Annotated in this window: 18 protein-coding genes; 12 read left to right on the top strand and 6 right to left on the bottom strand. The window is 70.0% G+C overall.

Annotated features, from left to right (window positions below):
• Positions 1-5 precede the first annotated feature (5 nt).
• The 6 genes from Q9R26_RS09550 to Q9R26_RS09575 all read left to right on the top strand — a co-directional run bounded on the left by Q9R26_RS09550 (position 6) and on the right by Q9R26_RS09575 (position 5,928).
• Positions 6-959: a sugar phosphate isomerase/epimerase gene (locus Q9R26_RS09550; protein ID WP_017887103.1), complete on the top strand. Its 954-nt coding sequence runs from the start codon at positions 6-8 to the stop codon at positions 957-959.
• A 44-nt stretch (positions 960-1,003) separates the two neighbouring features.
• Entirely contained in the window at positions 1,004-2,077 is a 1,074-nt protein-coding gene (locus tag Q9R26_RS09555) for a Gfo/Idh/MocA family protein (RefSeq protein WP_182065191.1), read from the top strand.
• 3 nt (positions 2,078-2,080) lie between these two features.
• Positions 2,081-2,950 (top strand): sugar phosphate isomerase/epimerase family protein, encoded by an 870-nt coding sequence (locus tag Q9R26_RS09560; RefSeq protein WP_311227141.1) that lies wholly within the window; start codon positions 2,081-2,083, stop codon positions 2,948-2,950.
• Positions 2,947-4,059 carry a transaldolase family protein gene (locus tag Q9R26_RS09565; RefSeq protein ID WP_311227142.1) on the top strand — a complete coding sequence of 371 codons (1,113 nt, stop codon included), beginning with the start codon at positions 2,947-2,949 and terminating at the stop codon, positions 4,057-4,059. The genes Q9R26_RS09560 and Q9R26_RS09565 overlap by 4 nt, the downstream gene beginning before the upstream one ends.
• Before the next feature lie 206 nt (positions 4,060-4,265).
• Positions 4,266-5,459 carry a Gfo/Idh/MocA family oxidoreductase gene (locus tag Q9R26_RS09570; protein ID WP_311227143.1) on the top strand — a complete coding sequence of 398 codons (1,194 nt, stop codon included), beginning with the start codon at positions 4,266-4,268 and terminating at the stop codon, positions 5,457-5,459.
• A gap of 61 nt (positions 5,460-5,520) precedes the next feature.
• Positions 5,521-5,928, top strand: a complete 408-nt coding sequence (locus Q9R26_RS09575; RefSeq protein ID WP_182065195.1) for a tautomerase family protein — start codon at positions 5,521-5,523, stop codon at positions 5,926-5,928.
• A 187-nt stretch (positions 5,929-6,115) separates the two neighbouring features.
• Here Q9R26_RS09575 and Q9R26_RS09580 read toward each other — a convergent pair whose 3' ends face one another.
• On the bottom strand, positions 6,116-6,874 hold the full coding sequence (locus tag Q9R26_RS09580) for a GntR family transcriptional regulator (protein ID WP_182065196.1): 759 nt from the start codon (positions 6,872-6,874) through the stop codon (positions 6,116-6,118).
• Positions 6,875-6,979: 105 nt separating this feature from the next.
• Complete coding sequence (locus Q9R26_RS09585) at positions 6,980-7,645, bottom strand: exonuclease domain-containing protein (protein WP_311227144.1); 666 nt, start codon at positions 7,643-7,645, stop codon at positions 6,980-6,982.
• A 44-nt stretch (positions 7,646-7,689) separates the two neighbouring features.
• Between Q9R26_RS09585 and Q9R26_RS09590 the strand changes: the two genes are divergently transcribed.
• Genes Q9R26_RS09590 through Q9R26_RS09600 form a run of 3 tightly spaced genes read left to right on the top strand, consistent with a single transcriptional unit; the run spans position 7,690 to position 9,416 of the window.
• Entirely contained in the window at positions 7,690-7,899 is a 210-nt protein-coding gene (locus tag Q9R26_RS09590) for a hypothetical protein (RefSeq protein ID WP_311227145.1), read from the top strand.
• Between the two features lie 59 nt (positions 7,900-7,958).
• The gene (ychF, locus tag Q9R26_RS09595; RefSeq protein WP_311227146.1) at positions 7,959-9,032 is read left to right on the top strand and encodes a redox-regulated ATPase YchF; all 1,074 of its coding nucleotides are present in this window, start codon (positions 7,959-7,961) and stop codon (positions 9,030-9,032) included.
• A gap of 12 nt (positions 9,033-9,044) precedes the next feature.
• Positions 9,045-9,416, top strand: coding sequence for a hypothetical protein (locus Q9R26_RS09600; protein ID WP_311227147.1), 372 nt, complete (start codon positions 9,045-9,047; stop codon positions 9,414-9,416).
• Between the two features lie 36 nt (positions 9,417-9,452).
• Here Q9R26_RS09600 and Q9R26_RS09605 read toward each other — a convergent pair whose 3' ends face one another.
• Both Q9R26_RS09605 and Q9R26_RS09610 read right to left on the bottom strand, forming a co-directional pair.
• Positions 9,453-9,833: a HepT-like ribonuclease domain-containing protein gene (locus Q9R26_RS09605; protein ID WP_311227148.1), complete on the bottom strand. Its 381-nt coding sequence runs from the start codon at positions 9,831-9,833 to the stop codon at positions 9,453-9,455.
• Positions 9,833-10,297, bottom strand: coding sequence for a helix-turn-helix domain-containing protein (locus Q9R26_RS09610; RefSeq protein WP_311227149.1), 465 nt, complete (start codon positions 10,295-10,297; stop codon positions 9,833-9,835). Before Q9R26_RS09610 ends, Q9R26_RS09605 begins: the two co-directional genes overlap by 1 nt.
• Before the next feature lie 99 nt (positions 10,298-10,396).
• Between Q9R26_RS09610 and Q9R26_RS09615 the strand changes: the two genes are divergently transcribed.
• Positions 10,397-10,861: a phage tail protein gene (locus Q9R26_RS09615; RefSeq protein ID WP_311227150.1), complete on the top strand. Its 465-nt coding sequence runs from the start codon at positions 10,397-10,399 to the stop codon at positions 10,859-10,861.
• An 82-nt stretch (positions 10,862-10,943) separates the two neighbouring features.
• Here Q9R26_RS09615 and Q9R26_RS09620 read toward each other — a convergent pair whose 3' ends face one another.
• Both Q9R26_RS09620 and Q9R26_RS09625 read right to left on the bottom strand, forming a co-directional pair.
• Complete coding sequence (locus tag Q9R26_RS09620) at positions 10,944-11,231, bottom strand: hypothetical protein (protein WP_182065205.1); 288 nt, start codon at positions 11,229-11,231, stop codon at positions 10,944-10,946.
• A gap of 265 nt (positions 11,232-11,496) precedes the next feature.
• Positions 11,497-12,108: an HD domain-containing protein gene (locus Q9R26_RS09625; protein WP_311227151.1), complete on the bottom strand. Its 612-nt coding sequence runs from the start codon at positions 12,106-12,108 to the stop codon at positions 11,497-11,499.
• 139 nt (positions 12,109-12,247) lie between these two features.
• On the opposite strand from Q9R26_RS09625, the gene Q9R26_RS09630 reads away from it, so the two are divergent.
• Positions 12,248-13,057, top strand: coding sequence for a hypothetical protein (locus tag Q9R26_RS09630; protein WP_311227152.1), 810 nt, complete (start codon positions 12,248-12,250; stop codon positions 13,055-13,057).
• Complete coding sequence (locus Q9R26_RS09635; RefSeq protein ID WP_311227153.1) at positions 13,054-14,922, top strand: amidase family protein; 1,869 nt, start codon at positions 13,054-13,056, stop codon at positions 14,920-14,922. The genes Q9R26_RS09630 and Q9R26_RS09635 overlap by 4 nt, the downstream gene beginning before the upstream one ends.
• Positions 14,923-14,970 lie beyond the last annotated feature (48 nt).

The raw sequence follows: 14,970 nt of genomic DNA on the forward strand, positions 1-14,970 counted from the left end.
ACGTCATGACCGACACCGCCACCCCCATCGGCAGCCCCGCCACCGACGCGGCGCCCGCCTCGATCCGTATCGGAACCGCCCCGGACTCGTGGGGCGTCTGGTTCCCGGACGACCCGAAGCAGGTGCCGTGGCAGCGCTTCCTCGACGAGGCGTCCGCCGCCGGGTACGAGTGGATCGAGCTCGGCCCGTACGGGTACCTGCCGACCGACCCGTCGCAGCTGTCCGACGAGCTCGAATCCCGCGGGCTCAAGCTGTCGGCGGGCACGGTCTTCACCGGTTTCCACAAGGGCGAGGACCAGTTCCAGCGTGCGTGGGACCAGGCCGTCGCGGTCGCCGGTCTGGCAGCGAAGCTCGGCGCCGAGCACCTGGTGACGATCCCCGACCTGTGGCGCTCGGACGCCACCGAAGAGGTGCTCGAGGCGCGCACACTCACCGACGAGCAGTGGGAGCGACTCGGCAAGGGCCACGACCAGCTCGGCAAGGCGCTGCTCGAGGAGTACGGCGTCCACCAGCAGTTCCACACCCACGCGGACAGCCATGTCGGCACCTACAAGGAGACCGTGCGGTTCCTCGAGGTCACGAACCCCGAGTACACGAACCTCTGCCTCGACACCGGCCACTTCGCCTACTACGGCGGCGACAACCTCAAGCTCATCGCCGCCCACCCGGAGCGCATCGGCTACCTGCACCTCAAGCAGGTCGACACCGACCTGCTGTTCGACGTGCTCAAGAACGACGTGCCGTTCGCGACCGCCGTGTCGCAGGGCATCATGACCGAGCCGCCGCACGGCACCCCGGAGCTCGCCCCGATCATCGAGGCCGTCGCCGCGATCAACCCGGACGTCTTCGGCATCGTCGAGCAGGACATGTACGGCTGCTCCGTCGACGCCCCCGGCCCGATCGCCGAGCGCACCTTCCAGCACATCTTCGGCTCGACCTCGGCCGCCCGCGCCTCCTGACGCGCCGTCCACGCAGCGTCAACGAACCCCAGGAGAACACCACCATGACCACCACGCAGAACCTCCGCGTCGCCGTCGTCGGCGCCGGCATGATGGGCGCCGACCACGTCCGCCGCATCACCGCCAAGATCTCGAACGCCGACGTCGTCGCCGTCGTCGAGCCCGACCAGACCCGTGCCGCCGCGGCGGCCGCCCTGGCCCCTGGCGCGATCACCGCCGCGTCCTTCGACGAGGCACTCGAGCAGACCGAGATCGACGCCGTCATCATCGCGACGCCGGGCTTCCTGCACGAGCCGATCCTGGTGACCGCGCTCGAGCGCGGGCTCACCGTCCTGTGCGAGAAGCCGCTGACGACCAGCGCCGAGGACTCCCTGCGCATCGTGGAGCTGGAGCAGCAGCACGCCGCCCGACCCGTGATCCAGGTCGGCTTCATGCGCCGCTTCGACTCCGGGTACCAGGAGCTCAAGGCGCTGCGCGAGTCGGGGGCGAACGGCGCCCTGCTCGCCCTGCACCACGCGCACCGCAACCCGACGACGCCGCCCAACTTCAGCGAGTCGATGCTCATCCACGACTCGGTGATCCACGAGATCGACATCATCCCGTTCCTGACCGGCGAAGCGATCACGAGCGTCGAGGTGAAGAAGCCGCGGAAGAACTCCCTCGCGCCGGCCGACCTGCCCGAGCCGCAGTTCGTCCTGTTCACCACCGAGTCGGGCACCATGGCGATCGTCGAGATCAACGTCAACGCCCAGTTCGGCTACCAGGTCACCACCGACGCCGTGTTCGAGTCCGCTGTCGCCTCCATCGGCCGCGACACCTCGCTCTCGCTCGTCGCAGCCGGAGCGACCTCGCAGGGCGTCACGCCGTCCTTCAAGGAGCGTTTCGCCGCCGCTTACGACGAAGAGGTCCAGCGCTGGGTCGACGCTGCCCGGACCGGCGGCATCGACGGGCCGAGTGCCTGGGATGGCTACACGGCCTCCGTCGTCGCCGAGGTCGCGGTCCGCGCCCAGCAGTCCGGCGCGCACGAAGTGGTCGAGTACGCGGTCACCAAGCCGTCGTTCTACGACGAGACGAGCGACGCGACGAGCGACGAGACCGCCGCGCTCGCCGGGGCCTGATCGATGCCGAAGATCGCGCTCGACCCAACCCCGTTCCACCACGACCTGTCGCTGCTCGAGTTCCCGCGCAAGGTGGCGGAGCTCGGCTACGAGTACCTGCAGCTCACCCCGCACAAGGACTTCATCCCTTTCTACCGGCACCCCAAGGCCGACGACGACCTGGTCGACGCGTTCGCCGCGGCCTGCCGTCACGCCGGGGTCCAGGTGGCGAGCGTGCTGCCGGTGCTGCGCTGGTCGGGGCCGGACGAGGACGCCCGACAGGCTGCGGTGCGCAAGTGGAAGCGGGTCATCGAGATCACGAAGCGCCTCGGTGTGGACACCATCAACACGGAGTTCTCCGGCCGCCCCGAGCGTGCTGAGGAGTCCGAGGACCAGTTCTACCGGTCGATGGAGGAACTGCTGCCGATCATCGAGGACGCCGGCGTCCGTGTGCTCATCGACCCCCACCCCGACGACTTCGTCGAGGACGGGCTCGAGGCGCTCCGGGTGATCCGCGGCCTGAACTCGAAGCACGTCGGCTTCGTCTACGTCGCCTGCCACACGTTCCACTACGGCGGCAACATGGACGAGATCATCGACGCCGCCGGTGACTCGCTGCAGCTGGTCCACGTCGCCGACGCGTACGACCACCGTCGCTCGCACGGCCTGCGGTACATCACGAATCCGCCCGGCAACCCGGTCCGCGTGCACCAGCACCTGCCGGTCGGCCAGGCGGACGTCGACTTCGACGCCTTCTGGGCGGCACTCGACCGGGTCGGTTTCTCGGCGCGCGAGGACACCGTCGCGGTCTCGAGCGTCTTCGCCGAGGACGAGAACGCCGACGCGGTGTCGCGGTTCCAGCTCGACACGATCACGAAGGGACTCCAACGATGACCACCACCCTCGAGACGCAGGCGTCCACCGCCGCCGACTCCCGTCCCGTCACCCTGCAGGCCGCGGAGCAGACCCCGACCGCCCTGTGGAACGACTCCGCCGACCCGCGCGAACTGTCGACCGCCATCCACGAGTACGGCGCCGTCGGTGCGACCTGCAACCCGGTGATCGCGTACACCTGCATCCAGCAGGACCCGGACACCTGGGTCCCGCGCATCCGCGAGATCGCCGAGGAGCACCCGACGGCGGGGGAGTCCTGGATCGGCTGGAAGGCCGTCGAGGAGCTCTCCATCGCCGCCGCGGCGCAGCTGCTGCCCGCGTTCCAGGCGTCCGGCGGCCGGAACGGTCGACTGTCCATGCAGACCGACCCCAGGTTCCACCGCGACGCCGACGCGCTCGTCGAGCAGGCCGTCCGGTTCTCGCAGCTCGCGCCGAACATCATCGTGAAGATCCCCGCCACCAAGGTCGGCATCGCCGCGATCGAGGAAGCCGCCTACCGCGGCGTCTCGATCAACGCCACGGTGTCGTTCACCGTGCCGCAGGTCGTCGCCGTGGGCGAGGCCATCGAGCGGGCACTCGACCGCCGTACTGCCGAGGGCCTGCCGGAGCAGGAGTTCGGCCACGTCGTCACCCTGATGGCCGGCCGCTTCGACGACTGGCTGAAGACCGTCGTCAAGCGCGACCACGTGATGGTGGACCCCGGCATCCTCGAGTGGGCCGGTGTCGCCGCGGTGAAGAACGCCTACCGCGTCTTCCAGGAGCGTGGGTTCCGCTCGCGCGTCCTGGTCGCCGCGTTCCGCAACGCACTGCAGTGGTCGGAGTTCCAGGGCGGTGACCTGGTGGTGTCGCCGCCGTTCCAGTGGACGAAGGACATCAACGACAACGCGTTCCCGTTCCGTCCGCACGCCATCGACGACGAGGTCCCCGCGCACGTCATCGAGGCGCTCCGGGCCGCGACGCCGGAGTTCGCCCGCGGCTACGACGTGGACGGCATGACGATCGACGAGTTCGATCGCTTCGGTGCGACCGTGACGACGCTCCGGCAGTTCCTGGACGCCGACGCGAAGCTCGACGCCCTGGTCCGCGACATCCTCGTCCCCGCGGTCTGAGACGCGATCTGCTGCGCGGTGCGATCCGCGGTCGCAACGACGGGTCGCGCCCCGCGCGCTGCCGCATCAGCCTGGAGGCCCGGTGCCGGTCCCCGCGACCGGCACCGGGCCTCCAGACGGTTGCGTCATGTGCTGACAAAGTCGGCCGCGTGGGCTAGGCTCATTGTCGCGCTCCAACGCGCGTCACCTGAACGAAGGAGTTCTCCATGGACAGCATCGGCGTCGGGCTGATCTCGGTCGGCTGGATGGGGCGGTTGCACTCGCGTGCCTACCGAGCGTTGCCGGACCACTTCCCGGAGCTCGGCGTCCAGCCGCGGCTCGTCGTGGCGGCCGACCCGATCGAGGCGGCACGCGACCAGGCGCTGACCCGGCTCGGGTACGAGCGGGCCGTCGCCGACTACCACGAGGTCCTCGCCGACCCGGCGGTCGACGTCGTGTCCATCTGTTCGCCGAACTTCCTGCACCGTGAGATGGCCGTCGCCGCGGCCGAGGCGGGCAAGCCGTTCTGGATCGAGAAGCCGATGGGGCGGTACGCCAGCGACTCCCGCTCCATCCACCAGGCGGTGCAGCGGGCCGGCGTCATCACGAGCGTCGGCTTCAACTACCGGCACGCCCCGGCGATCGAGCGCGCCCGTGAACTCGTCCGCAGCGGGCGGCTCGGACGCATCACGAACGTTCGTGGATCGTTGCTCGCCGACTACTCGTCCGACCCGGCGGCACCGCTGACTTGGCGCTTCGAGCGCGAGCGTGCCGGATCGGGTGTGCTCGGCGACCTGTTGTCGCACGGGCTCGATCTGGCGCAGTACGTGGTCGGGCGGATCGCCTCGGTCAGTGCGCTCGCCGAGACGTTCATCGAGTCGCGTCCCCGGCCGGCTGCCGGCATCGTCGACCGCAGCGCCGCGGCGACCGGCGAGCTCGGTGCTGTCGAGAACGAGGACTACGCCGCGCTGCTGTTCCGGTTCGAGGACGGTGCGGTCGGCACGATGGACTCGAGTCGGGTGATGCGCGGGCCGCACGCCGAGTACACGCTCGAGATCTACGGCACCCGCGGTTCGGTCCGGTGGGACTTCCAGCGCCTCAACGAGCTCAAGGTGTACCTGGACGGGCAGGAGGTCGACGGGTACGCCACGCACTCCGTCGCCCCCGGGGACGGCGAATTCGGTCGCTTCCAGCCCGGCGCCGGCACCGCGATGGGCTACGACGACCTGAAGACGATCGAGGCGGCGCAGTTCATCGCGAGTGTGCAGCGCGGGGAGCAGCTCGCGCCCTCGGTCGCCGACGGGATGGCTGCGGCGTCGATCGTGGAGGCGGCGGAGGCCTCGCTGGTCGACGGCGCCTGGCACGATGTCGCTCGTGTCGACGGACCCCTGACGTACGGGGCGCCGACGCCGAGGTTCTAGACACGTCGCCGTGGTTGCTTGTTAGTATGTAAGGACAAAGTCTGAGCAACCAGGAGGCACCATGCCGCTCGTCCGTATCGACCTCGCCACCGGCCGCACGCCGGAGGCCGTCCGTGGCATCGCCGACGCCATCCACCAGGCCATCGTCGACGTGTACGGGATCCCGGTGCGTGACCGGTTCCAGGTGATCACCGAGCACCCGGCGCAGCAGATCATCGCCGAGGACGCCGGCTTGGGGTTCGAGCGCACCGAGGGTGTGGTCGTCATCCAGGTGTTCACGCAGCGCGGGCGGACCGACGAGGCGAAGGCCGCGCTGTACCGGGCGATCCACGATGCCCTCGCGGCGATCGGTGTCGCGTCCGAGGACGTCTTCATCGGCTACGTCGAGAACGGGCCGCAGGACTGGTCGTTCGGCTTCGGGCGTGCCCAGTACGTCACGGGTGAGCTCGGGGTACCCGCGCTCGGTTGAGGTCGGCGCAACCGAGGGCGGGCTCGGACGCAGTGTGGTCACGACACCCCGCTCAGGTCCGCCGAGTGGTCACAAACTGTCGGTTGCCGGACGCCCGGGCGACAGTTCGTGACCACTCGGCGCACGACCGACGGCATGTTGTGACCCCTCGACGAGCGGCCCCGGCGACGGAACCTGACCGAACGGCCTACTTGTCGACGAGCGTGACCTCGAACGAGTACCGGTCGGGGCGGTAGCAGTGCACGCCGTACTCGACCGCACGGCCCGAGGCGTCGTACGCGGTGCGGCTCATCGTGAGCACGGGGTCGCCGTCCTCGATCTCGAGCAGGCCGGCCTCTTCGTCGGTGACCGCACGGGCCCCGATCCGCTGCTTCGCCACCCGCATCGTGACGCCGCGGCCGCGCAGCAGCTGGTACAGCCCGTGCGCCTGCAGGTCGTCGTCGGTCAGGTCGAGGAACTCCGGCGGCAGGTAGTTCTCGAGGATCGCCATCGGGACGTCCTCGGCGAACCGCACCCGTCGGATGTGCGCGACGGTCGTGCCGGGTTCGAGGCTGAGCGCCGCAGCGACCTCGTCGGATGCGGGCACGTCGTTGCGCTGCAGGAGCTTCGTCGCCGGAGCCTGCGCACCCTGCGCCAGGTCGTCGTACAGGCTCGTCAGCTCGACCTTGCGGGTGACCGGGCCGTGCACGACCTGGGTCCCGATGCCGCGGCGGCGAACCAGCAGGCCCTTGTCGACGAGGTCCTGGATCGCACGACGGATCGTCGGCCGCGACAGGCCGAGGCGCTCACCGAGGGCGATCTCGTTCTCGAGCCGGGCACCCGGTGGCATCGCGCCGGAGCGGATGGACTCCTCGATGCGCGAGGCGACCTGGAAGTAGAGGGGCATGGGACCCGACCGGTCCAGGTCCATGAACAGGTCGGACGGCAGCTGGCCTTCGTTGGTCATCGCGGTCCTTCACACGTGCGGAGATGCCGGCGTCGGTGCCGACGGCATTGTCGTGACAATACCACCGGGGATGTGCCACACCGGCCGCGCGCAGCGGGCGTTGCGTCAGTCGGCGAACACCATCGGCCGGTTCGACAGCCGTGGCTGATTCGCGGCCTTCGGCTTCTCGGCACGTGCGCGGACCGGGGCGATCGCCACCCGGGTCACCGCGCCGAGCGCCTCGACCGTCTCGACCCCGTGGTGCCCGGCGGCGTGCACGACGATCGCAGCGCAGGCCTCGGCGTCGGCAGCGGCGTCGTGGTGCTGGAACCCCTCGAACCCGGCGGCCATCGCGGCGACCGGCAGGCGGTACGAGTCGAGCGTGTAGGTCTTGCGGGCCACGGCCAGGGAACACAGCGAGTGGTGCTCGGCCAGGTCGATCCCCGTCGCGGAGCACCCACCGGCGATGACGCCCATGTCGAAGCGCGCGTTGTGCGCCACCAGGACGTCACCCTCGGCGAAGGCCACCAGGTCGGGGTACTGCTGCTCCCACGTCTTGGCGTGCGTGACGTCCTCGGCGACGATGCCGTGGATCCGCGTGTTCCACTCCAGGAACGCGTCGTGCCCGAACGGCGGGCGGATGAACCACGACGCCCGATCGACGACCCGGCCGGCGCGGACCTTCACCAGCCCGACGGAGCAGGCGCTGGCGGGCGAGCTGTTGGCGGTCTCGAAGTCGATCGCGGTGAAGTTCAACGGCACGGTCCCGATCGTCGCACGGGGTTCCGACATCGCCCTCCGTTCCCGTCGGCGTTGCGTGTGGCTACTGTCGACGCATGGGGGAACCGCACGACATGGACGAGCTGCTGGCGCAGGCGGAGCGCGTCGACGCAGCGCCGCACACGACGCGGCGTGCCGTCGGCCTGGCCGCCGCGCTCGTCGCGGCCGGCGCCGCCGTCGCGGTCGCGGTCACCGGATCGGCCCACGGCCTCCTCGTCGCGATCCTGTGGCTGGCCACACTGGGCGGGTCGCGTCCCCTGTTCTGACGGACGGACTGGAGGCCCGGGTCGGCCCCGGCAGGTCGCCGCCGGTAGGCTGTGCTTCCGTGGCTCTCACCATCGGAATCGTCGGTCTCCCGAACGTCGGCAAATCGACCCTGTTCAACGCCCTCACCAAGAACCAGGTCCTCGCCGCGAACTACCCGTTCGCGACGATCGAACCGAACGTCGGCGTGGTGAACCTGCCGGACCCGCGACTCGACCAGCTCGCCGAGCTGTTCCACTCCGAGAAGACCGTGCCGGCGCCGGTGTCGTTCGTCGACATCGCGGGCATCGTCAAGGGTGCGAGCGAGGGCGAAGGCCTGGGCAACAAGTTCCTTGCCAACATCCGTGAGGCCGACGCCATCGCGCAGGTCGTCCGCGGCTTCACCGACGACGACGTCGTGCACGTCGCGAACAAGGTCTCCCCGAAGGACGACCTCGAGGTCATCAACACCGAGCTGATCCTCGCCGACATGGAGACCATCGACAAGGCGCTCCCGCGGTACGAGAAGATGCTGAAGCTGAAGCAGGCCGAGCCGATCGTGCTCGAGACCGCTCGCGAGGCCCGTGCCGCGCTCGAGCAGGGCACGCTGCTGTCCGCAACGTCGATCGACCTCACGCCGATCGCTGAACTCGGGCTCCTGACGGCCAAGCCGTTCATCTTCGTCTTCAACGTGGACGAGGCGATCCTGACCGACGAGTCCCGCAAGGCCGAGCTGGCGGCGCTCGTCGCGCCGGCGAAGGCCGTGTTCCTCGACGCCCAGGTCGAGTCGGAACTCATCGACCTCGACCCGGCCGACGCCGCCGAACTGCTCGAGTCGACCGGGCAGACCGAGTCCGGCCTCGACCAGCTCGCCCGCATCGGGTTCGACACCCTCGGGCTGCAGACCTACCTGACGGCCGGTCCGAAGGAAGCCCGAGCGTGGACGATCGGCAAGGGGTGGAAGGCTCCCCAGGCTGCCGGTGTCATCCACACCGACTTCGAGAAGGGCTTCATCAAGGCCGAGGTCATCTCGTTCGACGACCTGGTCGAGACCGGCTCCATCGCCGAGGCCCGCGCTGCCGGCAAGGCCCGCATCGAGGGCAAGGACTACGTCATGCAGGACGGCGACGTGGTGGAGTTCCGCTTCAACAACTAGGCCGGGGGACGCATGAGTCAACAGTTCGCCTTCTGGCGCACGATCAAGCGACTCGATTCCGCGCAGGTGTACGAGCGCCTGGTGGAGGGTGAGCACGTCCCCGAACTCGAGGCCCTCGACCACGAGGCCGTCGAGGCTGCGCTCATCGCCGCCTTCCCGGACTGGGCCATCGAGAGGACCCGCGCTGACGGTGCAGACCAGACGATGCTCGCCGGGCCGGGGGACCGCGGCGCGGTCGACGTGAGCTACAGCCCGCAGATGGTGACCACGACCTGCTACGGCATGGAGCCGGAGCAGTGGAACGTCGTCATCTCGGCGGTGGTCGACCTGGGTTTGCCGCTGTACGACCCACAGATCAGCTACCGCTTCGACGGGTACGAGTGAAGCCGACCGATGGAGTCGGCATCGGGCCGGGCATGATCAGTCGACGAGCGCGAGGATGACCGCCGGGATGCGGTGCTCGATCGCGTCCCAGACGATCTCCTTCCGCGCCTTCCGGTAGTCGTGGGACAGGATGTTGCGGGTCTTCCGGACCGCCGTGAGTGACAGGTCGGACGGAAGTCGTGCCTCCCGGTCCGGGGGAATGCGACCGAGCAGGTCGTCGAAGTGGATGATGACCGCTTCGGCTGCTCGGTAGGTGAGGCTGCGGGCCGCGTCGAACTCGTTCCGCCCGTGCTCGACGATCATGGCGCACTCGGCGAGCAGGTCGAGGAAGCTGGCTTGGAGCGACGGCCACCGCTCCTCGAGGGCAGAAGGGTCACGGTCGTTGCGGGGTCGAGGCGTGAACCGGGGAGCCGGCATCACAGCGGCACGGCTTCGTCGAGGACGTGGGCGAAGTGCTCGTCGTCCTCGAGGTCGTCGGTGAGGACGTCGACCTCGAAACCGGTGATGCGCTCGACCTCGTGCGCGAACCCACCGAGATCGAACAGCGATGCCGTGGGGGTCAGGTGGACCAACAGGTCGATGTCACTGTGTTCGGTGTCCTGACCGCGAACAGCGGAGCCGAAGACGCGGACGTCGTCGAGGTGGAAGCGCTTCGCCTCGTCGAGGATCGCGTCGGCGTAGATCGCGAGGGGGATGCTCGGGCGGGTGTGGGCCGCTTCGAGGATCCGCCGGAGCGACTCCGGGCGCGGCTGCTTTCGCCCGCTCTCGTACGCCGAGATGGTGGGCTGCTGCATGCCTGCGGCGGCAGCGAGACCGGTCTGCGAGAGACCGAGGTCCTCGCGGGCAGCGCGGATCAGCTCCGCAGCACGTTCGACCCGCATGGCGACCTCCCCTATAGCTCCCGACTATAAGGGACTCGCCCTTGCTGATGAAGTGGCATGGGGGACTAGATTCAGCTCGTCCAGTGCCGAGGAGGCCCCATGCCGTACGTCGTCGACTTCGTGAACGTCTCCACTGTGGGGCTCGAGACTTCGCCGGTGGTGGATGCGCTCGCCGGCCTCCGTGCGAACGAGGCCCGTTACTTCAAGAACAAGTACGACCACGACCTCACCACACGTCCTGCCGTCGAGGCTCCCGAGCTGGTCGAGTACGTCGCCCGCGTGCTCGTGGAGGAGCGGGGGCTCGTGATCGCGTCCCCGCCGCTCGAGGCCACCGAAGCAGTGGTCGACGGCGTCCGCTGGACCTACGTCTTCTACGAGTCCGGCCTGGCGATCAACGTGCTCTACACGCTCGAACCGGGCGGCAAGCGTGCGGTCGGGTTCAAGCTCTCCGACGGTATGGAAGTGCCGGAGGAACTCGCGGACAAGTTCAAGTTCGCCCGGCAGCGGTCGAAGCTCGCGGGCACGATCCGCGGCTCGTTCTTCGTGATCAGGGGCGAGTACTGACGCGTCGCACCGGGGCTGCCCCGGGAACCACGAAGCGCCGCCGAGCGGACTCGGCGGCGCTTCGTGGTGGTGCTGGTGTGACCTAGGCCGCGAGGGCCATCTCGCCCGCCCGCACGGACTGCGCCTGCAGCAGGGTGCGGCTGGCCTCGCCCGCCCAGGAGCGGCCTGGGACGGTCCAGCCGGCCTCGCCGACGGCGTCCAGACGGGTGCCGCGGGTGACGAAGGTCTGCAGGTCGTCGGCCGCGATGCGGACGAGGTACTCGCGCTGCGAGCGGTCGTCGCGCACCGGGAACTCGGCGATGCGGTCGGGGGTGATCGTCGGGGCCGCGAGTGCGGTCCCGAACACGGTGATTCGTTCGTTGCTGGTCATGGTGCTGTACTTCCTGGTCATTCGGCGCCAGGGCGACTCGGTGTCGGCGGACGTCTCAGTCCAGCGCGACGCATCGAGTGCGGGCGCGCACGTCGAGTTTCAACGTGCAGCTCGTCCGTTCGGATCGAGCGGTGTCTCGAGTGGAATGCGACTCGGGTGAGTCGGTGTCGAGAGGGTGGTGTGCGCGAGTCAGATGGGTTCGCTGCAGTGCACCAAAAGAACACTATACGCACACCATGCGAGGAAGTCCAGCGGACCGGGCCCGTCACGAGACCAGGAACGCCGCCCAGCGGTCCCCGCCAGCGCCGACGTTGCCAGACCCGTCCAGGCGAGCGGCCGCGGACGACGGCTTGCGGTCAGCCTGGTCGTGGATCAGCCCGTCGAAGGTCGCCGAGAAGTCCAGGCGGGGCAGCGCGGCCGTGACGGCCCGCAGGTCGTCCGCCGACCACCTGTCGAAGCCCACTCCGGAGACGTCGAGCGAGGTCGCGACCTCGAGCAGGTGCCCCTCGGCGTCGAGCTCCGGGTCGACGGACCGCCACATGTGCCGCTCGATGATCTCCCCGACCCGACGGGCTCGCACGGCGTCCCACCCGGCTCCGAGCGCGAAGACCGAACCGACCGCGCCGCCGGCGTCCTCGAAGGGCACCCGGTGGGCGTCGAACGACGGGGTCACGCCGAGGTCGTGGAGCATCGTCGCGACGAAGAGCAGCTCGGGGTCGGGTTCGAGGTCGACCGTCGGGGCGAGCAGGACCGCCCACGCCCACGACCTTCGGCAGTGGTTGACGAGAGCCGGTGACGACCACGCCCGCACGACGTCCAGGGCGCGCGCAGCGACGGGCGAGGGCGGGGTGAGCAGGGCTGCGACGTCGACCGACATGGCACGACAGTAGCGGCAGGAACGAGCCGTAACGGGGCGGAAACGTGCCGGGCCAGAACCGGAAACAGCGCCCCGTTAGCTTTCGGTTCACTGAGTACCCGCTCAGTACCCCTCCACCCCACCCGAAGGAACTGCGCCCATGCAGCACCGATCACGGCTGCGCCCCCGCGCGACGATCGTCTCCTCGACGCTCGTCGCCGCCGGGGCGTTCGGCCTCGCCGTCCTGACGGCCGCTCCGGCCCAGGCGGCGCCCACCGCGACCACCGCCACCATCGACGCCCCGGCCACCGCGACCGTCGGCACGGCGTTCGACGTCGACCTGACGATCCCCGACACCGCCGACGTCTACGCGTACGAGATCACGCTCGAAGCCGACTCGGTGCAGTACCGGGACGACAGCGTCACCGGCCCGGACGGCGGGTTCGACAGCGTCGAGCAGGACGGCGACGCCCTGACGATCGTGCACACCCGCCTCGGTACCTCGCCGGCGTTCGACGGCGACCTGGCCACCTCGATCTCGCTGACCCCGACTGCGGTCGCCAGTGTCGACCTCGACGTCACGAGCATCACCCTCGTCGGCTCCGACGGCACGTCGACCACCCTCGACGACCCGGCGAGCACCACCGTCGTCGTCGCGGCGGCCGTGACCACCGCCCCGACGGCCACACCGACCCCGGGCGCGACCACGCAGCCCGGCGCCGGCAGCGGCACGGGTACCCCCACCGCCCCCGGCGACCCGACGGCACCGGGCACCGACCCGACCAGCGGCGCCACCGCCGTGGCGGCAGCCGGAGGGGACGACCGTCCGACCGGCGGCGACCTCGCCTGGACCGGCGCCGACGTCGCGCCGTGGATCGCCGCGTCCCTGGCCCTCCTCGCCGCCGGCGGGACCCTGATCACCCTGCGGGCGCGCCGCGCCCGCCGCGAGCGCACCGGAGCAGCAGAATGACCGCCATCAAGCCGGACGCCATCACGAAGCACGCCCGGAAGCGCACCGCCGTCGCCGGCGCCTCGCTCATCGCCCTCGTCGGCACCGTCCTCGCCGCGACCCCCGCGATCACCGCCGCCGCAGCACCCGCGGCCGTCGACGCCAGCCCCGCCGCCATGCTCGCGCCGTACTACACGGACCTCGACCTGACCGGCGACGACCAGGTGACGAAGGCCGACCTCGCCGTGCTCACCGACCACCTCGGTGCGACGACCGCGAGCACCGACTGGGCGACGGTCAGCGCCGCGGACACCGACGCCGACGGCACCATCAGCGTCGCCGACCTGGCCGGGTTGTCCCAGCGGATGATCTACGACGACGGCCCGTTCCAGCTCGTCGAGGCGTCCACCATCGACATGCAGGCCGCGATGAACGCCGGCGTCACGACCTCGGTCGCGATCACGCAGGAGTACCTCGACCGCATCGCCGCGTACGACCGTACCAAGGTCGACACCGCGTCGACCGGGCGCGCGCTCAACTCGATCGTCACCACCAACGCCGACGCCCTGGCCGCCGCGAAGTCCGCGGACGCCGAGCGCGCCGAGCACGGGATGACGAGCATGCTGCTCGGCGTGCCGATCGCGGTGAAGGACAACTACGACACGAAGGACATGCCGACCACCGGTGGCTGCGGCTGCTGGGACGACAACCAGACCGACACCGACGCGGCCATGGTCACCGGTCTGCGCGACTCCGGCGCCGTGATCCTGGCGAAGGCCAGCCTCGACGAGTTCGCCTACGGCTTCGTCTCGGAGTTCTCGTCGAACCAGCCCGCCGGCTCGTCGCTCCTGGTCGCCAGCCCGTACAACACGGCGCAGACGGCCGGCGGCTCGAGCGGCGGCACCGGTGCGGCGATCTCCGCGAACCTCGCGGGCATCGGCTTCGGCACCGACACCGGCGGTTCGATCCGTGTGCCGTCGACGTACAACCAGCTCGTCGGCATCCGGCCCACGGTCGGCCTGACCAGCCGTGACGGGATCATCCCGCTCGCGCTGTCGCAGGACACCGGCGGCCCGATCACCCGCTCGGTGACCGACGCCGCGGTCGCGCTCGACGCCGTCACCGGCGTGGACGCGGCGGACCCGGCGACGAGTGCGCAGGCCGGCAAGGTGCCGACGTCGTACACGTCGTCGCTCGACGCCGACTCCCTGCAGGGCGCCCGCATCGGCTACGTGACGAGCATGGTCGGCACGAACGCCACGACGAAGCGCCTGTTCGACGCCTCCGTCGCGAAGCTCGAGGCCGCCGGTGCCACCGTCGTCCCGATCACCGCGACGACGGCCTTCAACCGGGTCCTGTCCGAGGGCAGCGGCAGCACGAACGAGTTCAAGCACGACCTGGACGAGTACGTCGCGAAGCACCTCGACCCCGACGTCACCGCGCGTTCCCTGCAGGGCATCCTGGCCTCGGGTGAGTACGTGCCGAGCCGCAAGAGCACCTACCAGTCGCGCGACCTGATCACCGACGCGCAGTACCAGGCGTGGGCCGGACCGACGGGGTCGCACACGACGCAGCTCGCCACCGGCAAGCAGCTCGTGACGCAGATGCTCGACGACCAGGACCTCGACGCGCTCGTCTACCCGTCGGGCACGCCGTACGGCACGCAGTCGACGAACATGCGCCTCAGCCCCAACACCGGCATGCCGGCGGTCACCGTCCCGATGGGTCAGGCGATCGCTGCCGACAACACCATCACCGGTGCCGGCGTGAACCTGGAGTTCCTCGGCCGCTCGTTCGACGAGAGCACGGTCATCGGCCTCGGCTACGCCTTCGAGCAGGAGACGAAGGCGCGAACCACGCCCGCGCTGTACCCGGCGCTCGGCTGAGCTGAGCGGGTTGCGATCGCGACCACAGGACGGACGGGAGGCCCGTGG

Origin of the sequence: Curtobacterium sp. BRB10 (assembly GCF_031844325.1) — a bacterium.
GTDB lineage: Bacteria > Actinomycetota > Actinomycetes > Actinomycetales > Microbacteriaceae > Curtobacterium > Curtobacterium poinsettiae_A.